The sequence below is a fragment of the Bacillus sp. CH30_1T genome (genome assembly GCF_008364765.1).
Lineage (GTDB): Bacteria > Bacillota > Bacilli > Bacillales > Bacillaceae_B > Rossellomorea.
In genome coordinates this window covers 702,740-725,693 of the sequence record NZ_VTUY01000004.1, presented here as the reverse complement: position 1 = coordinate 725,693, position 22,954 = coordinate 702,740, and the positions used below count along the sequence as shown (strand labels likewise).

Sequence of the window (22,954 nt, the reverse complement as noted above, 5' to 3'; positions counted from 1 at the left end):
CTAACCAGTTAGTATACGATCCATCTTATAGGGGGGAACCGGGATGAACTTACGGTTATCAGATGAACAAAGGATGATCCAAAAAACCATCCGTAAATTTGTTGAGAAAGAACTAATACCTTTAGAAAATGAAGTGCTAAGAAATGAACGGGAAGGAAAACCAAGTCTTTCCCCGGAAAAAAGGAGCGAGCTGCAGTTAAAAGCAAAGGAAGCAGGGTTCTGGGGGATCAATACACCAGAAGAGTACGGCGGAGCGGATCTCGGGCAAATGATGATGGCCATTGTTTATATGGAAATCTCTAAAACCTTTGTGCCTTTCAGTTTCGGTGGTTATGCAGATAACATCCTATACTATGCCAACGAAGAACAGAAAAAGAACTATTTGATCCCCACGATAAACGGAGAGAAAAAGTCCTGCTTTGCCATGACGGAACCGGGAGCTGGATCCGATACTCAAAACATTCGGATGACCGCAGTGAAGGATGGAAATGAGTGGGTATTAAATGGTGAAAAAACGTTTATTACTGGCGGAAATGAAGCAGACTTTGTCATGGTCATGGCGGTGACCGATAAGGAAAAGCATCGGAGAACGGGTCGGGAAGGAGTAACCTGTTTTATAGCCGATCGAAGTATGGGTTGGACATCCGAATACATTCATACCATGGGGGAATGGGGACCGGCCAGTCTGTTTTTTGATGACGTGCGGGTACCTGAAGAAAATATTCTCGGTGAAATCGATGGTGGTTACAATTTGGGACTGGAATGGATCGGGTTCGCACGCTGGATTGTTGGTGCACAAGCGGTAGGCGCAGCAGAACGTTTACTGCAAATGGCGATTGATTATTCCAAGGAAAGAGAGACATTTGGAAAGCCAATCGCGGATCGACAGGCGATTCAATGGCAGATTGCTGATTCTGCCGTGGAAATTGAAGCTGCCAGATGGCTTGTGTTAAATGCAGCATTCACGCTGGATCAAGGAGAAGATAATCGCCATGTTGCATCGATTGCCAAACTGTACGGATCGAACATGGGAAATCGGGTAGCGGATCGGGTCCTTCAAATTCACGGAGGGATGGGCTACACAAGAGAACTTCCGATTGAACGCTGGTATCGTGAAGCAAGATTGTGGCGTATTTATGATGGTACTGATGAAATTCAAAAACTGATCATTTCTCGGAATCTATTAAAAGGGCATGTGAAAGTGGGCCAATTTGTTTAAAGGGATAAGGAGGTAATGTAAATGGGTGAAAGATTCAGAGGGAAAGTAGCTTTAGTAACAGGCGGGAGCCGGGGGATCGGTAAAGCGATTGCCAAGCTCTTTGCAGGAGAAGGGGCAAAGGTTGCCATCATTGACGTGAATGAAGAGGCACTCTTGGAAGTCAGTGAGGAATTGAGAGAGTATGAAATATATACAAGAATTGCGAATGTAGTAGAATTCAAAGAAGTAGAAGAGGCCGTCAACGAAGTCTTTGAAACTTTCGGGTCCGTTGACATTGTTGTCAACAATGCAGGAGTCATCAGAGATAACCTGTTGTTTAAAATGACTGATACAGATTGGCAAACGGTCATGGATGTGCATTTGAAAGGAGCATTTAACGTAGCGAAAGCAGCGCAAGGTTATATGGTGAAGAATAGGTATGGCCGGATGATTAATATCTCTTCTACCTCGGCACTCGGTAACCGGGGTCAGGCAAATTACGCTACGGCTAAAGCGGGTCTTCAAGGCTTAACGAAAACTTTGGCTATAGAGCTTGGTCCTCTTGGTATTACGACCAATGCAGTAGCCCCCGGATTCATCGAAACGGATATGACTAGAGAAACAGCTATGCGAATCGGAATTACCTTTGAAGAATTGGTGGAAGCAAGTCTTCAAGGTATTCCTGTCGGGAGAAGCGGGCAGCCGGAAGATATAGCGAATGCAGTGGCGTTTTTTGCGGATGAAAGATCGTCATTCGTTAATGGACAAATCCTCTACGTAGCTGGAGGGCCGAAAGCCTAATGGGAGAAAGAGGTGAAGGATATGTTTCAATCTTATATCGGTAAACGCTCAACTTCCGTAGAAAATTGTGTAGAAAAAGGAGCGGTTCATAAGTTTGCCGAAGCCATCGGAGATCTACATCCCATTTATGTGGATGAAGAAGCAGGAAAGCGATCTAAATACAGGGGGAATATCGCTCCCCCCACGTTTCCCAGAGTATTTGACTATGGAACAATTGAGGGTTTTCATCTACCGAATATCGGGTTAATTCATGGGGAACAATCTTTTCACTATGTAAGACCACTGAAGGTTGGGGAACGTATTCAGTGTTATACAGAGATAAAAGATTACTATGAGCGGAAAGGATCGGGTGGAACACTAGGCTTTCTTGTAATCGAAGATATAGGTGAAGACTCAGGAGGGAAAAGGATTTTCACCTCCGAGGCGATTGTCATTATCACTGAAGCGGTCAGAGAGAGGTTGGGAAAATGACTATACTATCATCCATTAATATAGGTGAAACGATTCCCATTGTCGAATTAGCTCCAGTCTCGAGAATCGACTTAATCAAATATGCAGGAGCATCTGGGGATTATAACCCCATTCATACGATCGATGAGGAAGCCCATAAACTGGGGCTTCCAGGAATCATTGCTCATGGCATGTGGACAATGGGCAATGTCTCCAAGCTTTTTAGTGATCATTATGAAGAAGGATTTATCAAAGATTACACCGTTCGCTTTAAAGGGATGGTTTTTTTGGACGATGTCATTACAATGTTTGCAGAAGTATCAGAAAAACAGGATGATCTCTTACATTTTAAAGTCTTTGCCGTCAATCAGGACCAGAAGAAAGTGATCGAGGGTAAATTGATGTTTCAACTATTTTGAGCATTCATGTGAAATTGTGTCCTATAGCTTTCATAGAGCGAATAGAAATAAAGAGAATTAATGTTCTGAAAGAAAAAATAAGTCAAAAGACTTAAATCCGATAGAAAAACTCGGGTTGACTTCCCTGCAGAATGTGATATTATTTAGAATATTAAAAATAATAACTCTTATCCAGAGTGGTGGAGGGATCTGGCCCCGCGAAGCCCAGCAACCTACGTATGTAAGGTGCTAATTCCAGCAAAATGTGAAGTCATTTTGGAAGATAAGGTATCCTTACCTGAACAACCTTCCAAAATGGAAGGTTGTTTTTTCATTCATGATTTTCTGGATAAGATGAAAATTGGGGGAATCATGTGACTAAAGAAAATAATCAAGAGGCACAGTATGATGTAGTAGTCGAGAAAATCACTTCGATGTTGAAGACGATGAGTTTTGGATCAATTACCATTGTGGTTCAGGACGGTAAAGTCATTCAATTAGAGAAAAACGAGAAAGTGCGAATTAAATAAGCTGACTAGACAAACTAGAGGCGCATAACACAGATAAGGGAAATCCCTATATCTTGTTATCGCCTCTTTTTGTTTGGATGAGCGGGAAAGGGGTGTATCATGTTAACCTATCAAACTTGGAATAAACCATCTGTCCAATTTGAAATTGATCCGGTATATAAAGGAGCTGTAAACGTACTTGAGTGGACGTATGATCATTACGGTGAAAGTGTCGTATATGCATGCAGTTTTGGGATAGAAGGGATCGTATTAATCGACCTTTTAACCAAAGTACAACCGGAAGCAACCATAGTATTTCTTGATACAGGTGTTCATTTCAAGCAAACCTACGAAACGATTGAAAAGGTGAAGGAGAAGTATCCTGGTATCACCATTTATATGAAAAAGCCTGATTTAACGCTCCAAGAGCAAGCAGAAACATATGGAGATAAGTTGTGGGAGAGAAATGCGAACCAATGCTGTCAAATTCGAAAGCTCAACCCTTTAAAAGAAACCTTATCCAAAGGAAATGCCTGGATTTCAGGATTAAGAAGAGAGCAATCACCGACAAGAAGTCAGGTTGAATTCATCAATAAGGATGACAAGTTTCAATCGGTTAAGATTTGTCCTTTGATTCACTGGACTTGGAAGGAGATTTGGAGGTATGTCCATAAACATAACCTATCCTATAATCCACTTCATGATCAGGGGTATCCAAGTATCGGATGCTTCCATTGTACAACTCCAGCCATAGACATCAATGATCTCCGCTCCGGAAGATGGCAAGGAAAAGGGAAAACCGAATGCGGTCTTCATTAAAAGGGGTTACATTCTTTGATTGAAGTATTCGCCCTGATCATAAGTTTGTTTTTCGCTATGAACATCGGTGCCAGTGGAGCGGCAGCATCGATGGGGGTTGCGTATGGTGCAGGAGCCATAAAAAACATCAGGGTTTCATTATGGATATGCGCAGCCGGTGTGCTGAGCGGGGCGGTTTTAGGTGGTGGGGAAGTAGTTAAAACCATAAGTTCAGGGATTATCCCTCAGCATGTACTCTCCATCAAAATAGTGGTTATCATTTTGTTATCCGCCACCATTTCCTTGTTTCTGGCAAATGTGATTGGAATCCCGTTGTCTACAAGTGAAGTAACGGTCGGAGCGGTTGTAGGAGTTGGAGTCGCATTTCAAGTTCTTTATGTGAAGTCACTCTTAACGATTATGTCATTCTGGGTGATCGTCCCGGTCATTGCCTTCGGAGTTACATGGGTATTCGGTACAGGATTAGTAAAACTTGAAAAGCGCGGTTTCCATTTTGAAAAAAAATGGCTTGCGTACCTTTTGATTATCGCCGGGTTCTTTGAAGCCTTTTCGGCAGGGATGAATAATGTAGCCAACGCCGTCGGTCCATTAGTGGGTGCGGGTTTACTGTCTCCCTCCCGTGGGATTTGGCTGGGTGGATTATTCGTTGCCCTCGGAGCTGTCTTACTGGGGAAAAAAGTAGTGGAAACAAACGGGAAAAAAATTACACAATATTCAAAAGCCGAAGGAATTCTCATTTCCTTTACGGGAGCGATCCTGGTGATGATGAGCTCACTGTACGGATTACCGATCCCGCTAACTCAGGTTACTTCGTCCTCTATCATAGGCCTCGGGATGGCGAAGAACGGCAAACATATGCTGCAAAAGAAAATTGTCAAAAAAATCGTCAAAATATGGGTGGTTTCTCCCCTTATTTCACTCAGTATTTCATATTTTTTAGTAAAGCTCGTGATTGATAGCGATCTGTATTCGATCGTGGTTCCAATATGCGTCATTATCGCTACTGTGGGAGCATTATCCCTTATGCGTGTGATCAATGAAGAAAGGCGATCCGTTCACGAAGACGGAGGCGGAATTTAATCTTAATTCCGATTAAAACAATATGTTAAGGAGGATAAATAATGAGTTTACAGCCCCACGGAGGAAAGCTTGTTCAATCATATTTACCAGAAGAACCTTATGAGGATATTCTCAATGAGATCCCTTTAGACGAAACCGCGTTAAGTGATTTGGAACTCATTGGAATAGGTGCCTACAGCCCTATAAATGGTTTCTTGACCGAAGTTGATTATCAACATGTGGTGGAAACATTACGATTGCGAAATGGCAATGTGTGGAGTATCCCGATTACCCTCCCCATTGGAATAGAAAAAGCAAGAGACGTAAAGAAAGGCTTAAAGAGTCGCCTTGTTTATAAGGGAGAAACCTATGGACTCATTGAGGTCGAGGATATTTATGAACCAGATAAACAGAAAGAAGCCCTTCTCGTATACGGAACGACCGACGTTGATCATCCAGGTGTCAAGAAATTATTCCAACGCGGAGATGCGTACGTAGGAGGGAAGATCACCCTTATTAAACGTCTTTCCAAACCTTTCACCGAGTATACATTTGACCCAAGTGAAACCAGAAAGTTGTTTAAGGAAAAGGGATGGGAAACGATTGTCGGTTTCCAAACGAGAAATCCTGTTCACAGGGCCCATGAATATATTCAAAAAACGGCATTGGAAACCGTTGATGCACTCTTCTTAAATCCGTTGGTAGGCGAAACAAAGGCGGATGATATTTCAGCCGGCATCAGAATGGAGAGCTATGAAGTTCTGTTACAGAACTATTACCCTAAAGATCGTGTGTTTTTAGGAGTCTTCCCTGCTGCTATGAGGTATGCAGGTCCAAGGGAAGCCATCTTTCATGCACTGGTACGGAAAAATTATGGATGCACGCATTTTATCGTCGGGAGAGATCATGCAGGTGTTGGGGATTATTATGGTACCTATGATGCGCAGAAAATATTTAATCAGTTCAGTGAAGATGAGATTGGTATTATCCCTCTCCGCTTTGAGCATAGTTTTTACTGTGAGAGATGCGAAGGGATGGCGACTACGAAGACATGTCCTCATGATAAGACCGATCACGTTATTTTATCAGGGACAAAAGTGAGAGGGATGCTCCGAAACGGGGAAGTTCCCCCTTCAACATTCAGTCGCCCTGAAGTGATCGAAGTGTTAATTAAAGGTCTAAAACAAGAAGCTGGACAAACGACTTAAGGAGGATACAGGGTTGAATGAAAAAACAGAAAACATCGTATGGCATGAAACCGCAGTAACGAAAAAAGAGAGACGAAAAAAAAATAGACATCAAAGCTTTATTTTATGGTTCACGGGTTTATCCGCTTCAGGGAAATCGAGTGTTGCCAATGCATTGTCTCACTCCCTTTTCCATCAAGGAAAACAAGTCTATGTTCTGGACGGAGATAATGTCCGTCATGGATTAAATCATGATTTGGGATTCAAGGAAGAAGATCGTAAGGAGAATATCAGGAGAATCGGCGAAGTGTCCAAACTTTTCATCGATAGCGGACAAATTGTGCTAACGGCCTTTATTTCACCATATAGGGAAGACCGTGCTCTCGTACGAAATTTAGTGGAGAAAGATGAATTCATCGAAGTATATGTGCATTGTTCATTAGAAGAATGTGAAAAACGTGACCCAAAAGGTTTGTACAAAAAAGCTCGGAATGAGGAAATCACTCATTTCACAGGAATCAGTGCTCCTTATGAGGCACCTGAAAAACCGGAAGTGGTACTGGATACAGAGAAACATTCAATTGAAGAATGCGTGGAGTACTTACTAACTGTATTGAATCAAAAACAGCTTATATAGGGGGAGAAATCATGGCATATTCAAAATCTTGGGAGTCAAATGAGAAATTAAACAAAACGGAACAATGGAAACTGGAGAAAGACGGGTTGTCTATCTTTGAAGATATTCCGTACTATGCGGAAAATGGCTTCTCTTCGATTCCGAAAGAAGAGTGGGATAAGTTTAAATGGGCAGGTTTGTATTTACAAAGACCAAAGGAAGACGGCTATTTCATGATGAGAGTGAACGTCCCGTCGGGCATTTTGACCTATGAACAGTCACGGGAACTTGCTGCCATTTGTAAAGAGTATGGAAGAGACGTCTATGACATCACCACCCGCCAGGCGATCCAATTTCACTGGTTAAAGATTGAACAGATTCCCGACATCTTTAAACGTCTGGAAAAAGTTGGATTGTCTTCTGCCGGTGCATGCGGTGATATCACACGTAATATCGTCGGGAACCCCCTGGCAGGAATCGATCCTGATGAACTTTTCGATACAAGGAGCATTGTGAAAGAAGTATATGATTTCTTTCAGCACAACGAAGATTTCTCAAATTTACCGCGGAAATATAAAGTAGCAATCTCCGCAAATATCAATAATGCGTCGAATGCTGAAATCAATTGTGTTTCCTTTGTTCCGGCAAAAAAGCAGATAGACGGTAAAGAAGAAGCCGGCTTCCATCTGAAGATTGGTGGAGGATTGTCCGCAAGACCATTCCTCGCCCAAGAGTTGGATGTATTCATCCTTCCTCATCAAGTGAAGGAAGTTGCGATAGCGGTCACCACGATTTTTCGCGACTTCGGTTATCGGGAAAAAAGACATTTGGCCCGGTTGAAATTCTTAATGGCCGATTGGGGACCAGAGAAATTCAAGGAAACGCTATTACAGTATGTTGAACTTTTACCTGCGGGAGTTGATGCCGTGGAAGGGTGGAATGCGGGATATTTCTACGGAGTACATCCACAGAAACAGGAAGGACTCAATTATGTGGGGCTGAATGTACCGGTTGGACGCTTAAATTCTGATGAAGTATATGAACTTGCGAGGATTTCCAAGAAATATGGGAATGGAGAACTGAGAAACTGTAATTCTCAAAATCTCATCATTCCCAACATACCAGATGAACACGTTGATGCTTTGCTTTCTGAGAAAATCTTTGATCGCATTTCAACAAGTCCCCTATCCTTCATCGGGTATTCTGTATCATGCACAGGGATCGAATATTGTAATCTAGCTTTAGTGGAAACGAAGGAACGGATGAGACAAATCGCGAATCAATTGGATCAGGAACTTTCATTGGATGTCCCTGTCAGAATCCACATGGTCGGATGCCCTAATTCATGCGGTCAACGACAAATCGCAGATATCGGTCTTCAAGGAATTAAAATGAGAACGAAAGATAAGAAGATGATCGAAGCATTTGAAATATATGTCGGAGGAACACTTCAAGACGGTGGAAAGCTGAATGAAAAGTTAAAAGGGAAAGTGGAGGCTGGCAATTTGACAGGAGTGGTAAAGCAACTCCTCCTTCATTTTAAGCAAACAAAAGAACCTGGAGAAGCCTTTTTTGACTATATCAACCGGGTTGGTACCGCTCCCTTTCAAGAATCGTTAGATCAATTACTTCAGGAAGCTTAAGGAGGCACATGGGATGAATTTGTATCGATTTGAAGTCACTACTCACGTATTTGTCACGATTGTCGTAGTAGCGGCTGAATCAGATGAGAAAGCCTTTGATCTTGTAGAAATTGAACTTGAGAAGTATTTTTTGAAAAAGCCTGATGTGATAGACATCTCTCTTTACGAGAAACGTAGAATCCGGGGAAATGGTGCAGGGTTTGTTCTGCATGAACAAGAAACAATCATCAAATCTTAAGGAGGAATAATGGATGGGGAAAGTTTACTTGGTGGGAGCGGGTCCTGGAGATCCTGAATTAATCACACTAAAAGCATTGAAATCAATACAAAAGGCAGATGTCATATTATATGACCGTCTGGTGAATAAAGAGCTTCTCTCCGATGCAAAAAAAGGAGCCGATTTGATATACTGCGGGAAACTGCCAAACTATCATACAATGAAACAAGATACGATCAATCATTTTCTCGTGCGATATGCTTCCAGCGGCAAGGTAGTGGTGAGATTAAAAGGTGGAGATCCCTTCGTGTTTGGAAGGGGTGGAGAAGAAGCTGAAGCACTTGCAAAAAAAGGGATTCCCTTTGAAATTGTCCCCGGTATCACTTCAGGAATAGCAGCGGCAGCCTACGCAGGGATTCCCGTTACACACCGGGAAGCCAGTTCAAGTGTCGCCTTTGTTACCGGGCATAAACAAAATAATCAACAAGAAGATGAAAAGTGGGAGAGTCTGGCCAAAGGAATCGATACCCTGGCCATTTATATGGGAGTCGGCAATCTCCCTTACATTAAAGAAAAGCTCATTCATTATGGGAAGTGCAAGGATACTCCTGTGGCTCTCGTCCACTGGGGAACAACAGAAGTACAAAGGACTGTAACAGGGACGCTGGAAACGATAATCGATATTGTGAAAGAAGAAAAAATTGAGAATCCAAGTATGATCATCGTCGGAGAAGTGGTCCGTTTCCGGGAGAAGATTCAATGGTTTGAAGAAGCCTTTGAAAAGAAATCGATCATGAGCGAGGCACTCTAAGTGAGACGCGCGATCTTATACGTCTGTCATGGAAGTCGTATTGTGAAAGCCCGTGAAGAAGCCATTGATTTTATTAAAAGATGCCAGAACCAAGTGGAAGCGGATATTCAGGAAATAAGCTTTCTTGAGCTTGCATCACCTACCATTGAAGAAGGGTTTAAAGCATGCGTGGAAAAAGGAGCTTCACACGTTTCCGTCGTTCCCCTTCTCCTTTTGACGGCGGTTCATGCAAAAAAAGACATTCCAGATGAAGTTCAAAAATGTCAAGAAGCCTATCCTTGGATTAAGGTAAAGTATGGAAAGCCTATTGGGGTTCACAATAAGATGGCTGAAAGTGTCATGAAGAAAATACACGATGCAGCTTCAATTGACTCTTCTACCGTTGCCATATTGATAGGTAGAGGTAGTTCAGACCCTGATGTTACAAAGGATTTAGGGGCCCTAGCTGAACTTGTGTATGAAAATAGCCCGTTAGCAGATGTGAGGACCTGTTACTTAACAGCAGCCTCACCAAGCTTTTCAGACACCTTGGAATCTGTCAAGAATACAGAGAGAAACGTCATTTTCATTCCCTACTTGCTATTTACCGGTTTACTCATGAAAGGAATTGAAAGGGAGATCAGCCAAACGAAAAATGAGCATATTATTCTGGGTGATTATTTAGGGTATGACCCCCTTGTGGAAGAAGCATTTCTGGACCGCGTGAATGAAACCCTATGCGATAAAGGAGAATTACATGCTGCCTGTCATGATTGATGTGAACGGAAAACAAGTTACGATTGTAGGCGGAGGGAAAGTGGCATATAGGAAGCTCTTTGTATTTTTAGAGCAGGGAGCGATGATAACAGTCATCAGTCCTGACGCTATTGATGGAATTCAAGCATTACATGAAGAAAAAAGAATTATATGGATCAAAAGAGAAGTGGAACGTGATGATTTACGAGGTGCTTTTATCGTCATCGCTGCCACGAATGAACGATGGGTGAATGAACAGGTGAAAATGCAATCCGAGGAAAATCAACTATTATGTGTGGTGGATGACGGTGATTGCGGAAATTTGCAGATGGTCTCCTTTAGACAAAAAGGGAACTTAACGATTGCCGTTTCCACCGGCGGAGCTAGTCCATTCTTAGCAAAAAGGCTTACCAATCAAATCTTCCAACCATTTGATGATTCCTATATAGAAAAGCTAGATTTCATTGCCACAAAGAGAAAAGAAATCAAGGCATCAGACTTATCTGATGGGGAGAAAAGGAAACGATTAAAGGAACTATCTGAACGGGTGTAAAGTGGATGAAACTTTATGCCCGTTTACTCATTATACGAACATTTTTATATAAAATGCACATATTGTTAAGAAATGAACCTTTACAAACTGCTGAGTTCCCGTTATACTATCCAATATCAAATCAATATTCGTTTTCACTCATATAATAGCGGGGATATGGCTCGCGAGTTTCTACCGGATTACCGTAAATGATTCGACTATGAGTGAGCAATGGATTGTCCGTCAATACGGACGCTCTTTGCCTAACCCAAAGGTCATTGTCTCACTCTAGCCAGAGAACAATAGCCTTTGGGTTTTTTTGTAGACTTCCAGGTTCTATTACAGTAAAGGAGCGTTTGATTATGAATTTATTAAAGAATAAAATTGAAGATGAAGGTGTCGTCCTTTCGGATACTGTATTAAAGGTAGATTCATTTCTGAATCATCAAGTGGACCCTGAATTGATGATGGAGATCGGGAAAGAATTTGCACATCGTTTCAAAGATCTGGGAATTACGAAGGTGTTAACCATTGAGTCGTCCGGAATTGCTCCTGGCGTGATGGCTGCTCTTCAATTAAATGTTCCGCTTGTATTTGCACGTAAGCGCAAATCGTTAACCCTTTCAGAAGGGGTTCTTACATCAAAAGTTTACTCCTACACAAAGCAGGAAGAAAACACAATCTCTATTTCTAGTAAATACATAGGAGAAAATGATTGTGTCCTATTAATTGACGATTTCTTAGCAAATGGACAAGCGGCCCTGGGATTAATCGATTTAGTTAAGCAAGCAGGCGCCCATGTTGCCGGAATCGGGATTGTTATTGAAAAGTCCTTCCAAGACGGAGGCAAGCTCGTTCGTGAAACAGGATTCAGAGTTGAATCATTAGCGGAAATCCAATCCCTTGAAAATGGGAAAGTGACATTCAAGCAAGAGGAGGCGCGGGTATAATGAAAAATCAGCCTATCAAACTCGCGTCACTCGGGATTCAGCACGTTCTCGCTATGTATGCGGGAGCGGTCATTGTTCCTCTGATCGTAGGAGGAGCATTAGGATTAACGGGAGAACAACTCACTTATCTGGTCTCCATTGATATCTTTATGTGCGGGATCGCAACTTTGCTTCAAGTATGGAAGAATCGTTTCTTTGGGATAGGACTTCCGGTCGTACTCGGATGTACGTTTACGGCAGTAGGGCCAATGATCGCGATTGGTGGGCAATATGGTATTTCAGCGATCTACGGTTCCATACTGGTTTCAGGATTATTCGTTGTTGTAATCAGTAAGTACTTTGGGAAACTGGTTCGTTTCTTCCCTCCTGTAGTGACTGGTTCTGTAGTAACGATCATAGGGATTACCTTGATTCCAGTAGCCATGAACAATATGGCAGGAGGACAAGGGAGCGCTGATTTCGGATCATTGGAAAATTTGTCTCTGGCTTTTGGAACGTTATTTTTTATTTTAATCCTTTATAAGTTCTTTACCGGTTTTGTTCGCTCTGTCTCCATTCTACTCGGGTTGATGGCAGGAACAGCCGTTGCATTTGTTTTAGGCAAAGTAGATTTTAGTGCGGTTGGGGATGCATCCTGGTTTCATATGGCAAAACCTTTCTACTTTGGGATGCCGACGTTTGAAATAACAGCCATACTAACCATGATTTTAGTAGCGATGGTGAGTTTGGTGGAATCAACAGGTGTTTATTTTGCTCTTGCAGATATCAGCGATAAAGAGATTACAGAAGAGGATTTATCAAGGGGCTACCGTGCTGAAGGGCTGGCAATCGTACTAGGTGGTTTATTCAATGCATTCCCTTACACCGCTTATTCACAAAACGTAGGTTTGGTTCAGCTTTCAGGTGTGAAGCGCAACAGTGTGATTTATGCAACAGGAGCATTTCTCGTGATCCTTGGATTGGTACCAAAGATTGGTGCTTTAACGACAGTGATTCCTGCTTCAGTATTAGGCGGGGCGATGGTGGCCATGTTCGGGATGGTGGTAGCTTATGGGATTAAGATGCTTAGCCATGTGAATTTTGCATCTCAAGAAAATCTATTGATTATCGCCTGTTCAGTTGGAATGGGATTAGGAGTAACTGCTGTTCCGGAATTATTTGCTCAGATGCCATCCAGCATCCGAATCTTGACGGATAACGGGATTGTTGCTGGAAGTATAACAGCCATTGGACTGAATATGTTTTTTAACGTGTTTTCTAAACGCAAGCTCAATGTTGTGTTGAATGAGCAGAAAGCTTCGTAATCATTGTTGCAGAAAGAACGTCACCTTTTCTCAAGTAGAAGGTGACGTTTTTCTTTATGAATATATTTCTGAATTATCAGATATTAAAGGAGGGTATACGTACAACAATCTCGAACATAATTGATTAGGGAATATTACAGTAATGGGATATCCCATACTTAAAAGGAGGAGAAATATGTACGCAACCACAGGATCCATTTTTGATCAAACGGTAGAAAAATTTCGGAACAAAGAGGCGATTGTAGAAGAGAAAACAGGTACCAGGTTAACATTTGCACAGTGGCAGGATGAAGTTCATCGTGCAGCCAATGCGTTGCTAAAGGCAGGTGTGAAAAAGGGAGATCGGGTTTCGACGTATCTATTTAATACTCTGGAGTTAGCAACTGTGTACTTTGCGTGTGGAAAGATTGGTGCGGTGATTAACCCAATTAATTTCCGATTGAAGTCTCAAGAAATACACTACATTTTAGAAGATGCCGAACCAAAGGTAGTGATTTTTGAAGAAGCCCTCACCCTACCGATTGAGCGGATTTCACAAGATTTTCGACAGACCCTTTTTTGGTATGTTGGAGACGATGCCCCTATTTTTTCTCAAAACTATAAAGAAGTTGTGAATCAATGTTCGAATGTCTTAATAGACATCCCGGTAAAAGAAACGGACGCATATGCGATTATGTATACGAGCGGGACAACCGGAAGACCAAAGGGTGTGCTGCACAGGCATAGGGATATGGCTGAGCAGAGCTTGATTTGTACGTCTGTTATGGGACTGACACCTAATGACATAGGGCTAGTTACAGCACCTATGTTTCATTGTGCAGAGCTTCATTGCTGTTTCCTTCCACGTGTTCAAGCGGGAGCGAAGAATATTATCGTTCATCAGTTTCATCCGCAAACCGTATTGGAAGTGATTGAGCGGGAAAAGGTCAGTTCTTTTTTTGCCGCTCCAACGATGTGGAATATGCTTCTGCAACACGGGGTGGATGATTACGATACTTCATCTTTACGGGTTGGTCTTTATGGGGCTGCCCCAATGGCACCAGTCCTTGTGAGTGCTCTCCATGAGAAAATGAAGATTGACTTGATACAAGCCTATGGTCAGACTGAGATGGGTCCAGCGGTTACCTTCCTCCTTCAGGATGAGCAGCTAATCAAGACAGGCTCGGCAGGAAGGGCTGCCTATAATCATGAAATACGTGTAGTCAAACCGAATGAAAACGGCCCTTCTGAACCGGATGAACTTTGCAAGCCTGGTGAAGTCGGGGAAATCATTGTTCGTGGTTCCTGTACAATGCTTGAATATTTCAATCGCAAGGAAGCGACGGAAAGAGCATTGTATAAAGGCTGGTATCATTCCAGTGATTTAGGCTATATGGATGAGGACGGGTATCTATACGTCGCTGATCGGGTGGATGATTTGGTGATATCGGGAGGAGAAAATGTGTACCCCCGTGAAGTAGAGGATGCTTTGCACGCCCATGAAGATATTGTAGATGTTGCGGTACTCGGTCGGCCTCATGAAAAATGGGGAGAACAGGTGATTGCCGTTGTCGTGTCCAAAAATCCTTCATTGTCTTCGCAAGATCTCGATCTCTTTATGAAAAATGGGGATCTGTTGGCCGATTATAAGAGGCCTCGTGAATATATATTCGTAGAAGAACTTCCTCGGAATGCAAGTGGTAAGATTCAAAAGTTTTTACTTCGAGAAAATATTTACCGGAAAGAAAATACACGATAACGAAATGAGGTCCTTTGTGGGACCTTATTTTCATTATATGATGATGTCTGCACCTAGTATAGGACAGTCTGACCACCCATATATTGATATGAGGATATGAGGGAGGCTGATAAAAGTGCCATTAATAAAACACAATGAAGAAGAAGTTAAACTTCTTGCCAGATTAATGAGGGCAGAAGCTGAGGGTGAAGGAAATCAAGGGATGATGATGGTCGGTAATGTAGGTGTTAATCGGGTATTAGGGGATTGTTTGGATTTTAAGAAAATCAGAAGTATCAAGCAAATGGTCTACCAAAGCCCTGGAGGATTTGAAGCAACGCAAAAAGGATACTTTTATCAAAGGGCAAGAAGTAACGAACTCGACATGGCTAGAAAAGTAATAAATGGCCGACGAATACATCCTGCTAGTTTTAGCATGTGGTTTTTCAAGCCATCTGGTAATTGTCCAAGTAAATGGTATAATCAAGCAAACTCAGGCAGATTTAAAAGTCATTGCTTTTATCAGCCTACTCGTACTGATTGTCCAACTGTATTTCAATCAGGTTTGCAAGGGTAGTAAGGATATATTTATACTGATTTGAAAATCTCGGACAAAAAAACATTTGAATTTTTCAAGTGTTTTTTTTTGTTTTTTTCTCTGTTCAAATCGCCTATTTAAAAAAATGGTGATGGAAAATTTTAATTAAAGTACAAATATGCTGGTTAGGATTTCTTTTCAAAAGTACATAAAGGCCGGTAAAGGTTAATTGAAAAAAGTCTGGAATTCGCGTCATGATACGAGATATTTTGGGGATAGTAAGATTTGTAACTATAACTCTCAACATAAGGAAGGTGTACTTAAATGAAAAAGTATTTAACCAAAAAATCTTACAAAGAAAAAAGGAGTCTGGGGGATAAAATCATTAAGGGGGTTGGTACTTTTGTTCTGGCTCTTATATTGCTACTTTCCATGTCATCAGTCAGTAATGCTGTTGGAAAAGATGCAAAAGGACCTGATGTTTACGTCATTCAGGGAATGCTTAAGTCCATAGGGAGCTACGCAGGTAAAATTCATGGGAAGTATGATGGTACCACTGTTCAGGGAGTGAAATATTTCCAGAAAAAACATGGCCTCCCAGCAACAGGTGCAGTGGATAGTAAAACGTTTGAATCAATTACCTATACTTACTCTAAACTAAAGTTCCCATCACCATCAGGTGGTGGTAAAAACAAAGGCCAAGGAGCAGGTGATGGCCAAGGAGCAGGTGAAGGCCAAGGAGCAGGTGAAGGCCAAGGAGCAGGCGAAGGTCAAGGAGCAGGTGAAGGCCAAGGAGCAGGTGATGGCCAAGGAGCAGGTAAAGGGCAAGGAGCAGGTGATGGCCAAGGAGCAGGTGAAGGTCAAGGAGCAGGCGAAGGCCAAGGAGTAGGTGAAGGCCAAGGAGCAGGCGAAGGTCAAGGAGCAGGTGAAGGTCAAGGAGCAGGCGAAGGTCAAGGAGCAGGTGAAGGTCAAGGAGCAGGTGATGGCCAAGGAAAAGACGAAGACTTGGGAGAAGAACAAAAGCCTGAAAAAGAAGGTCCTGTAAAATTTGAAGAACCAGCTAAAGAACCAAGTAAAGAACCAGCGAAAGAACCAAGCAAAGAACCAGTGAAAGAACCAAGCAAAGAACCAACCAAGGAACCAGTGAAAGAACCAACAAAAGAACCAAGCAAAGAGCCTATCAAGAAACCAAAACAATATAAAGGATCTCAAGAAAGTAACTAGGTTGAATAAACAAGAGATCATTCAATGATTTTCCATAAAATGGCGTCTGGTATTATATCGGACGCCATTTTTAGGTTGTGAAATCTTATTAAAAGAATGTAGTTCGCATCGATTGCATTCTTTTTACTTGGAAATATCAGAATTATAAAATTTCTCATTGAATATGAAGTATATCATACACTATACTATAAAAAACGAAGGATTTCCTTCGGTGCACAGAAAGGAGTAGTCATGGTTCAAAAATCAATTGCACGAATTATTAAAGAAAACTATTCTTCCTTATCTGCCGGGCAAAAAAAAGTCGCTGAGTTGATTCTTCAGCAGCAAGGTGAAGCAGCGATACTCACGGCTTTTCAGATGGGGAGGAAAGTTGGTGTAAGTGAAACAACTGTGATTCGATTAGGATACGCGTTAGGCTTTAAAGGATATTCTGAAATGCAGGAAGTGGTGCGAAGGGATTGGTTAGAGAAGAAGCAGGTTAATGAAAATGAATCATTTCCTTCATCCTCAACAGATGGTGATGAGGAGAGTGTATTCAGCAAGGTCATTGAGAAAGAAAAATCCGTACTGGAGCAGCTAATGAGTCAATTAGACGTGAAAGAAATATGGAAAACCATTGATCGCTTAAAACTATCAGAGCGAGTTTATATTGGTGGATTTGGGAGTTCTTATGGAGCGGCTTATTGGATGTATTATACGTTAAAACAATACAGGACAAACGTGTTCCTCTCTAGTCCAGCAGGATTTCCCCCTGAAGATATATGTGATTTGGATCAACGTTCTACTGTGGTTATGTTTTCGTTTCCCCGGTTCCGCACTGAATCCATTGAGCTTGTGGAGAAGGCAAAAAAACAAGGTTCTTATGTCATTGCGATCACCAATAGACAATTATCACCCCTCGGACAAATTTCTGACCTTACACTCACAACCGAGGAAGGGATGAATTCAGGACATCATTCGATTGCATCTGTCGTTAGTTTAGTCGAACTCATTTTAATAGGTCTTCAACATCGAGATCAAGACAACATAAGTATTCGGCAAAGGAAGCTAGAGCAATTATATACAAATGAGGGATTATTTATTGAATAAGACAAATAGAGGGGTGGAGAATTTATGAACGGGGCATCACAAACGAATCAAAAAATAGAAGCGAAAGCATATACTACCAGTGACATATGGAAATTCCTGATTCCATCATTAATTGGAATCCTATTATTTATTGTACCGATTACAACAGAAGATGGCATCACGATTCCTGTCGCTTATTTAGCTGGACAAATAAATGTGTATCTAGGTGAAGTTATCCCTGCAATAACAGCGCTAATTATGGCGCTATCTGTCATAGGGTCACTCATAGCGATAACGATCAAACCAGCTTTTATTACAAATAGTCGATATTTAAGCACTCTTTTAATCATTAGTCCGTTTTGGCTTGTTGCACGTGTCCTCGGCACATTGTTTGCTGTGATGACGATTTATCAATTTGGACCAGTGATGGTTTTCTCAGAAAACACTGGTGGACTCTTAATCTATGATCTGATTCCTATACTATTTTCTACTTTTCTACTGGCAGGTCTACTGCTTCCTCTCCTTCTTAATTTTGGTTTATTAGAGTTCTTTGGTGCCTTGTTGTTGAAAGTGATGAGACCTGTTTTTACATTACCTGGCCGTTCTTCACTCGACTGTCTGGCATCGTGGGTGGGAGATGGCACAATAGGCGTTCTTCTGACGACCAAGCAATATGAAGAAGGGTATTATACCAAACGTGAAGCGGCTGTGATTGCCACTACCTTTTCTGTTGTTTCGATTACGTTTACGATTGTAGTCATTTCTTATTTGAATTTAGAGCAATATTTCCTGCACTATTACGCAACGATCATCTTTGCCGGGCTTGTAGCGGCATTGATCATGCCACGTATACCACCATTGTCAAGAAAACCGAATACTGGTTATGAAAGAACGGAATTAAAGAACGAAAAAGGGATTCCATCCGATTTTTCCGTTGTTAAATGGGGTTTTCATCAAGCTGTAACAAAGGCTAAAAAGAATAATGGACCTGTTTCTGTCGTAAAAGAAGGCGTTCAGAACGTATTGGATATGTGGCTGGGGGTCTTACCGATCGTTATGGCGATAGGGACAGTCGCACTGGTGATAGCAGATTATACACCTCTCTTCACCTATCTTGGGAAACCTTTCGAACCTATCCTTACCATCATGCAGGTTCCTGAAGCAAGTGAAGCGGCCCAGACCATGGTAGTCGGATTTGCCGACATGTTCCTTCCCGCGGTCATCGGTAGTGGAATTGAAAGTGAACTTACCCGGTTTGTCATTGCATGTGTATCTGTTACACAATTAATCTATATGTCTGAAATGGGTGGATTGCTTCTTGGTTCGAAGCTGCCTGTCAGCATCGTAGATTTGATCTTGATCTTTTTAATCCGGACATGCATTACTCTACCTATTGTCGTAGTGATTGCACATATGATTTTTTGATAGGAGGAAGAAACACTATGAACTTTGTAAATGAACATCGTTATGAGATTCTAAAAACCTATCAGGAGCTGCATCAACTGGCTGAACCGAGCTGGTTGGAAGAAAAGACATCCACCTATTTAAAAACTAAACTTTTAGAAGCCGGCTTTTCTGTTAAAACGTACGAAGGGCATTTCGGATTTATTGCAGAGTTAAAGGGTGAGCAGTCAAAGGTAATTGCTCTTCGTGCCGATATGGATGCATTGCTTCAAGAAGTGGATGGAGTGGTTAAACCGAATCATTCTTGTGGTCATGATGCCCATAGTACGATGGTTTTGTATACAGCTCTTGCACTAGCGAAAAGAAAATTAAATTATACGATTCGCTTCATCTTTCAGCCAGCTGAAGAAAAGGCAGCGGGGGCACTGAAAATGATAGAAGAGAATGTTCTCGATGATGTAAAGTTTCTTGGCGGAATTCATCTTCGACCAGAAATGGAGGTCCCTTATGAAATGGCTGCTCCTGTTATCGTTCATAGTTCTACTGCAGCGCTAAAGGGAACGATTAAAGGAATACCTGCACATGCAGCAAGGCCGGAACATGGGAACAATCCTCTGGAGGCTGCGTCTTTATTGATTCAAGCGGTCAAGCAGATCAGATTGAATGTCAAAAATCGTTATTCCATTAAGATCACTGAGCTGCACGGAGGCGAATCATCCAACTCCATTCCGGAAAATGCACATTTCACCTTCGATTTAAGAGCTGAATCGAATGACACCATGACAGCATTATTGGAAAAAGCAGAACAGCTGATTTCAGATATTCAACAGGAGACGGATACCGACATCACCTATCAAGTGGAAGAATATCTGCCAGCTGCTGTAAAGGATCCACGGGCAATCGAACTAGCTCGTGAAGCAATTCGTTCGGTTCTTGGAGAGAAAAATGAGGTATTAGAATGTATTTCTCCTGGAGCAGAAGACTTTCATTTTTATTCGATCAAACATCCTGGTTTATCTTCGACTATGATCGGGCTTGGATGTGGTCTCTCACCAGGATTACATCATCCTCACATGGAATTTAATCAAGAATCTCTGGTTTATGGAACAAAGATATTAATAGAGATGTTATTAGTAGCGGATCGACACGACTGGTAATGAGGAGGTAAAGATCGTGAAACAAGACATACAAACATCATTGAAGATCCGGACGCTGCACTCTCTAGAGGATTTAGAGGCTGTCAGAAGATTGGAGTCACTTGTGTGGAGTTTTGAAGATTCTGTACCGGTTAATCAAAGTGTAGCTGTGGTAAAGAATGGCGGATTCATTCTTGGAGCCTATTATCATGAGAAGCTTATCGGCTTTCAATATAGTTTTCCCGGTTTTGATGGAAAAAAGGTGTATCTTGTATCACATAGTTTAGGAATCCATCCCGATTTCAGGAAATTTGGGATTGGAGAAATCCTGAAAAGAGCACAAAAAAATACGGCTGGCGAGATGGGGTATGATGTCATCACTTGGACATATGATCCGTTGGAAACCGTGAACGGTAACCTGAACTTACATAAACTTGGGGCTGTTGTCCGTAAGTATATCCCCAATATTTATGGAGAAATGTCTGATCAATTGAATGCGGGAATAGCGACCGACAGGTTTCTTGTAGAGTGGTGGGTACGTCAAACGAATCGTAATAGCGTGACAGGGAAAAACCTTCATTGTGCTATTGATTTAAAAGAATGTGAACATGGTTGGCTTGTAGATAAGGTAGATTTAACCCTCAACCAAAATCACATTTCCGTTTCGGTTCCTGGCCATTTCCAGGAAATCAAAAGGGCAAATCTTTCACTTGCTATCGATTGGCGGAAAAAAACAAGAGAAGTCTTTTCTCACTACTTAAATCATGGTTGGATCGTGACAGACCTCGTCGAAGATAAAGAACATCACGGGCAATACCTATACCTCATGGAGAAAGGTGAACATCAATATGGAAATCAAACGAATCATTCTTAGACAGATCAAGATGGATTTACTGCATCCTTTTACGACGAGTGTAGGGACGGAAACAGATAAAACGATTATTCTTGTTGAAGTGAAGTCAGCATCAGGTTTATCAGGATGGGGGGAGTCGGTTGCGATTACCCAGCCGATCTATAACGAAGAAACGGTGGAAACCAACTGGCATATGATGAGCGACCACTTGATTCCTCTTCTGCAGAGGGAAGCGGTCCAACATCCTGATGAGGCATACAGCAGATTTAAGAAAATCAGAGGCAATTATAATGCCAAAGCGGCCATTGAATGTGCGATTTGGGACCTATATGCAAAGGAGAACAACCTCTCGCTAGCAAAAGCTCTGGGGGGGACGAAAGACAGAATCGAAGTAGGAGTAAGTGTAGGTATTCAGCAATCCGAGACCCTTATGTTAAAGCAAATTGAAGATTATTTGAAAGAAGGCTATAAGCGGATCAAGGTGAAAATTCAACCAGGATGGGATACCGGAATCATTAGATCGATTCGACAGGAATTTCCGAATATCCCACTCATGGCCGATGCAAACTGCGCTTATTCTCTAAAAGACATTAAAACCCTCAAAGCTCTGGATGAATTCGATTTAATGATGATTGAACAGCCATTGGATCATGATGATATCATTGACCACGCCAAGCTGCAGTCTCAGCTTAAAACGCCCATCTGCTTGGACGAAAGCATCCACAGCTATGAGGATGCGAGAAAGGCGATTGAGCTTGGAAGCTGTAGAATCATGAATCTAAAAATCGGTCGGGTAGGCGGGCTTACGGAATCAAAGAGAATTCACGACTTATGTGTCGAGAATCATATTCCGATGTGGTGCGGTGGAATGCTTGAAGCAGGGATTGGAAGAGCTCATAATCTCGCCATTACCTCACTGAGTAACTTTATTCTTCCAGGAGATACCGCTCCTTCATCACATTATTGGAAACGGGATATCATTAAGCCGGAGGTATCCATGAAGGACGGATACATTGCTGTACCTGAAACGCCAGGAATCGGTTATGAGCCGGATTTCAATCAGATTGAGGCTTTGACTTTGTTTAGTAGGGTTTATCATTTTTAGATTCCTTAATAGAATGGGTGATTAGAAGAAAGAGGCTGGGACAAAAGTTTTTTATCCTAAGTCAAACCCGAACAAACCTGCTTCTTAGTGAGCAGATTTGTTCGGGTTTATTATTTATTTTCGAATCATTTGATTTTAGCTGTTTCCAGCGGTTGATTGGAGTGCAAGACGAAGACTCCTGCGGGAAAGTAGCTTATGTGAGACCCCGCAGGCTTGCCGTGGAGGCTCACGGGCTACCCGCGGAAAGCGTAGTCTTGCACGGAAATCATTAGCGGTATGAAGAACCTACACTTCTATTGTTCGTCTTTTTATCGTGGTTTTTTAGTTTTGTCCCAGCCTCTTTCTTTTTTCATAGGCATGGAAAATTTTTAAAAAAGTATTCTCAATATCGTGATCAACTTAGGAGAAGATCTATTGACCCGTTACAAAAAGATAAGAGGCTAATAAACGATTATTGAACTGAATGAATAAGGATAGATTGGGAAATATAAGCAGTAGGTGATGCAGTTATGGAAAAAGTATTGGCTTATCTCCCACAATGGGATCATATAGTAGGGGCTTTTATTGCGTTTATTATTCCATTTACGATTTCGAGGATATCAAGGTGGTTACGGAACTCAAGTAAAAAAGAAGGAAATGTAAGTTAGGATGTAACCGAAGAAATATTACGGGCTTGTAAC

General features: G+C 41.8%; 25 protein-coding genes and 2 riboswitches. All 25 genes read left to right on the top strand.

All coding sequences use genetic code 11. The features are described from left to right. Positions 1–43 precede the first annotated feature (43 nt). The 25 genes from F0342_RS11150 to F0342_RS24845 all read left to right on the top strand — a co-directional run bounded on the left by F0342_RS11150 (position 44) and on the right by F0342_RS24845 (position 22,921). Positions 44–1,219, top strand: a complete 1,176-nt coding sequence (locus F0342_RS11150) for an acyl-CoA dehydrogenase family protein (protein ID WP_149155992.1) — start codon at positions 44–46, stop codon at positions 1,217–1,219. A gap of 21 nt (positions 1,220–1,240) precedes the next feature. After that, the gene (gene fabG / locus F0342_RS11145) at positions 1,241–1,999 is read left to right on the top strand and encodes a 3-oxoacyl-ACP reductase FabG (RefSeq protein ID WP_149155991.1); all 759 of its coding nucleotides are present in this window, start codon (positions 1,241–1,243) and stop codon (positions 1,997–1,999) included. 21 nt (positions 2,000–2,020) lie between these two features. Then, the gene (locus tag F0342_RS11140) at positions 2,021–2,470 is read left to right on the top strand and encodes a MaoC family dehydratase N-terminal domain-containing protein (RefSeq protein ID WP_149155990.1); all 450 of its coding nucleotides are present in this window, start codon (positions 2,021–2,023) and stop codon (positions 2,468–2,470) included. Then, entirely contained in the window at positions 2,467–2,868 is a 402-nt protein-coding gene (locus tag F0342_RS11135; RefSeq protein WP_149155989.1) for a MaoC/PaaZ C-terminal domain-containing protein, read from the top strand. Before F0342_RS11140 ends, F0342_RS11135 begins: the two co-directional genes overlap by 4 nt. Before the next feature lie 164 nt (positions 2,869–3,032). Further along, positions 3,033–3,137: riboswitch (SAM riboswitch) on the top strand. Between the two features lie 84 nt (positions 3,138–3,221). Continuing rightward, positions 3,222–3,377: a YezD family protein gene (locus F0342_RS25410; RefSeq protein ID WP_262372569.1), complete on the top strand. Its 156-nt coding sequence runs from the start codon at positions 3,222–3,224 to the stop codon at positions 3,375–3,377. Between the two features lie 99 nt (positions 3,378–3,476). After that, positions 3,477–4,175: a phosphoadenylyl-sulfate reductase gene (locus F0342_RS11125; RefSeq protein ID WP_149155988.1), complete on the top strand. Its 699-nt coding sequence runs from the start codon at positions 3,477–3,479 to the stop codon at positions 4,173–4,175. Between the two features lie 18 nt (positions 4,176–4,193). Continuing rightward, entirely contained in the window at positions 4,194–5,255 is a 1,062-nt protein-coding gene (locus F0342_RS11120) for a sulfate permease (RefSeq protein WP_149156090.1), read from the top strand. 41 nt (positions 5,256–5,296) lie between these two features. Beyond that, a complete protein-coding gene (gene sat / locus F0342_RS11115; protein WP_149155987.1) occupies positions 5,297–6,442 on the top strand; it encodes a sulfate adenylyltransferase in 1,146 nt (381 codons plus the stop codon). 13 nt (positions 6,443–6,455) lie between these two features. Beyond that, positions 6,456–7,058: an adenylyl-sulfate kinase gene (gene cysC, locus F0342_RS11110; protein ID WP_149155986.1), complete on the top strand. Its 603-nt coding sequence runs from the start codon at positions 6,456–6,458 to the stop codon at positions 7,056–7,058. 11 nt (positions 7,059–7,069) lie between these two features. Further along, the gene (locus tag F0342_RS11105) at positions 7,070–8,680 is read left to right on the top strand and encodes a nitrite/sulfite reductase (protein ID WP_149155985.1); all 1,611 of its coding nucleotides are present in this window, start codon (positions 7,070–7,072) and stop codon (positions 8,678–8,680) included. 13 nt (positions 8,681–8,693) lie between these two features. Then, complete coding sequence (locus F0342_RS11100) at positions 8,694–8,918, top strand: DUF3906 family protein (protein WP_149155984.1); 225 nt, start codon at positions 8,694–8,696, stop codon at positions 8,916–8,918. Positions 8,919–8,931: 13 nt separating this feature from the next. Next, positions 8,932–9,708 carry a uroporphyrinogen-III C-methyltransferase gene (gene cobA / locus F0342_RS11095; protein WP_149155983.1) on the top strand — a complete coding sequence of 259 codons (777 nt, stop codon included), beginning with the start codon at positions 8,932–8,934 and terminating at the stop codon, positions 9,706–9,708. Further along, on the top strand, positions 9,709–10,464 hold the full coding sequence (locus F0342_RS11090) for a sirohydrochlorin chelatase (RefSeq protein ID WP_149155982.1): 756 nt from the start codon (positions 9,709–9,711) through the stop codon (positions 10,462–10,464). Next, positions 10,445–10,996 carry a precorrin-2 dehydrogenase/sirohydrochlorin ferrochelatase family protein gene (locus F0342_RS11085; protein ID WP_149155981.1) on the top strand — a complete coding sequence of 184 codons (552 nt, stop codon included), beginning with the start codon at positions 10,445–10,447 and terminating at the stop codon, positions 10,994–10,996. Before F0342_RS11090 ends, F0342_RS11085 begins: the two co-directional genes overlap by 20 nt. A 118-nt stretch (positions 10,997–11,114) precedes the next feature. Then, positions 11,115–11,216, top strand: a riboswitch (purine riboswitch). Positions 11,217–11,337: 121 nt separating this feature from the next. Next, positions 11,338–11,925 carry a xanthine phosphoribosyltransferase gene (locus F0342_RS11080; RefSeq protein ID WP_149155980.1) on the top strand — a complete coding sequence of 196 codons (588 nt, stop codon included), beginning with the start codon at positions 11,338–11,340 and terminating at the stop codon, positions 11,923–11,925. Next, on the top strand, positions 11,925–13,229 hold the full coding sequence (locus F0342_RS11075; protein WP_149155979.1) for a nucleobase:cation symporter-2 family protein: 1,305 nt from the start codon (positions 11,925–11,927) through the stop codon (positions 13,227–13,229). Before F0342_RS11080 ends, F0342_RS11075 begins: the two co-directional genes overlap by 1 nt. 175 nt (positions 13,230–13,404) lie before the next feature. After that, the gene (locus F0342_RS11070) at positions 13,405–14,967 is read left to right on the top strand and encodes a long-chain-fatty-acid--CoA ligase (RefSeq protein WP_149155978.1); all 1,563 of its coding nucleotides are present in this window, start codon (positions 13,405–13,407) and stop codon (positions 14,965–14,967) included. 166 nt (positions 14,968–15,133) lie between these two features. After that, positions 15,134–15,523: a cell wall hydrolase gene (locus F0342_RS11065; RefSeq protein WP_395940680.1), complete on the top strand. Its 390-nt coding sequence runs from the start codon at positions 15,134–15,136 to the stop codon at positions 15,521–15,523. 285 nt (positions 15,524–15,808) lie between these two features. Beyond that, positions 15,809–16,708 carry a peptidoglycan-binding domain-containing protein gene (locus tag F0342_RS11060; RefSeq protein ID WP_149155976.1) on the top strand — a complete coding sequence of 300 codons (900 nt, stop codon included), beginning with the start codon at positions 15,809–15,811 and terminating at the stop codon, positions 16,706–16,708. A 231-nt stretch (positions 16,709–16,939) separates the two neighbouring features. Further along, positions 16,940–17,797: a MurR/RpiR family transcriptional regulator gene (locus tag F0342_RS11055; protein ID WP_149155975.1), complete on the top strand. Its 858-nt coding sequence runs from the start codon at positions 16,940–16,942 to the stop codon at positions 17,795–17,797. Between the two features lie 24 nt (positions 17,798–17,821). Then, complete coding sequence (locus F0342_RS11050) at positions 17,822–19,201, top strand: YjiH family protein (protein ID WP_149155974.1); 1,380 nt, start codon at positions 17,822–17,824, stop codon at positions 19,199–19,201. Positions 19,202–19,218: 17 nt separating this feature from the next. Further along, a complete protein-coding gene (locus tag F0342_RS11045) occupies positions 19,219–20,337 on the top strand; it encodes an amidohydrolase (protein WP_149155973.1) in 1,119 nt (372 codons plus the stop codon). Positions 20,338–20,353: 16 nt separating this feature from the next. Then, entirely contained in the window at positions 20,354–21,190 is an 837-nt protein-coding gene (locus F0342_RS11040) for a GNAT family N-acetyltransferase (protein ID WP_149155972.1), read from the top strand. After that, positions 21,165–22,274 (top strand): o-succinylbenzoate synthase, encoded by a 1,110-nt coding sequence (menC, locus tag F0342_RS11035; RefSeq protein WP_149155971.1) that lies wholly within the window; start codon positions 21,165–21,167, stop codon positions 22,272–22,274. Before F0342_RS11040 ends, menC begins: the two co-directional genes overlap by 26 nt. A 509-nt stretch (positions 22,275–22,783) precedes the next feature. Further along, entirely contained in the window at positions 22,784–22,921 is a 138-nt protein-coding gene (locus F0342_RS24845; protein ID WP_188048499.1) for a hypothetical protein, read from the top strand. The last annotated feature ends 33 nt before the right edge of the window (positions 22,922–22,954 follow it).

What these genes read in the sequence shown, in the direction of transcription:
- F0342_RS11140 (WP_149155990.1), top strand. Translation starts at nt 2,021, where the DNA reads ATGTTTCAATCTTATATCGGTAAACGCTCAACTTCCGTAGAAAATTGT.
- F0342_RS11050 (WP_149155974.1), top strand. Translation starts at nt 17,822, where the DNA reads ATGAACGGGGCATCACAAACGAATCAAAAAATAGAAGCGAAAGCATAT.
- sat (WP_149155987.1), top strand. Translation starts at nt 5,297, where the DNA reads ATGAGTTTACAGCCCCACGGAGGAAAGCTTGTTCAATCATATTTACCA.
- F0342_RS11100 (WP_149155984.1), top strand. Translation starts at nt 8,694, where the DNA reads ATGAATTTGTATCGATTTGAAGTCACTACTCACGTATTTGTCACGATT.
- F0342_RS11135 (WP_149155989.1), top strand. Translation starts at nt 2,467, where the DNA reads ATGACTATACTATCATCCATTAATATAGGTGAAACGATTCCCATTGTC.
- F0342_RS11125 (WP_149155988.1), top strand. Translation starts at nt 3,477, where the DNA reads ATGTTAACCTATCAAACTTGGAATAAACCATCTGTCCAATTTGAAATT.
- F0342_RS11060 (WP_149155976.1), top strand. Translation starts at nt 15,809, where the DNA reads ATGAAAAAGTATTTAACCAAAAAATCTTACAAAGAAAAAAGGAGTCTG.
- F0342_RS11070 (WP_149155978.1), top strand. Translation starts at nt 13,405, where the DNA reads ATGTACGCAACCACAGGATCCATTTTTGATCAAACGGTAGAAAAATTT.
- F0342_RS11080 (WP_149155980.1), top strand. Translation starts at nt 11,338, where the DNA reads ATGAATTTATTAAAGAATAAAATTGAAGATGAAGGTGTCGTCCTTTCG.
- F0342_RS11085 (WP_149155981.1), top strand. Translation starts at nt 10,445, where the DNA reads ATGCTGCCTGTCATGATTGATGTGAACGGAAAACAAGTTACGATTGTA.
- fabG (WP_149155991.1), top strand. Translation starts at nt 1,241, where the DNA reads ATGGGTGAAAGATTCAGAGGGAAAGTAGCTTTAGTAACAGGCGGGAGC.
- F0342_RS11065 (WP_395940680.1), top strand. Translation starts at nt 15,134, where the DNA reads ATGAGGGCAGAAGCTGAGGGTGAAGGAAATCAAGGGATGATGATGGTC.
- F0342_RS11075 (WP_149155979.1), top strand. Translation starts at nt 11,925, where the DNA reads ATGAAAAATCAGCCTATCAAACTCGCGTCACTCGGGATTCAGCACGTT.
- F0342_RS11105 (WP_149155985.1), top strand. Translation starts at nt 7,070, where the DNA reads ATGGCATATTCAAAATCTTGGGAGTCAAATGAGAAATTAAACAAAACG.
- F0342_RS11045 (WP_149155973.1), top strand. Translation starts at nt 19,219, where the DNA reads ATGAACTTTGTAAATGAACATCGTTATGAGATTCTAAAAACCTATCAG.
- F0342_RS11055 (WP_149155975.1), top strand. Translation starts at nt 16,940, where the DNA reads ATGGTTCAAAAATCAATTGCACGAATTATTAAAGAAAACTATTCTTCC.
- cobA (WP_149155983.1), top strand. Translation starts at nt 8,932, where the DNA reads ATGGGGAAAGTTTACTTGGTGGGAGCGGGTCCTGGAGATCCTGAATTA.
- F0342_RS24845 (WP_188048499.1), top strand. Translation starts at nt 22,784, where the DNA reads ATGGAAAAAGTATTGGCTTATCTCCCACAATGGGATCATATAGTAGGG.
- F0342_RS11150 (WP_149155992.1), top strand. Translation starts at nt 44, where the DNA reads ATGAACTTACGGTTATCAGATGAACAAAGGATGATCCAAAAAACCATC.
- menC (WP_149155971.1), top strand. Translation starts at nt 21,165, where the DNA reads ATGGAAATCAAACGAATCATTCTTAGACAGATCAAGATGGATTTACTG.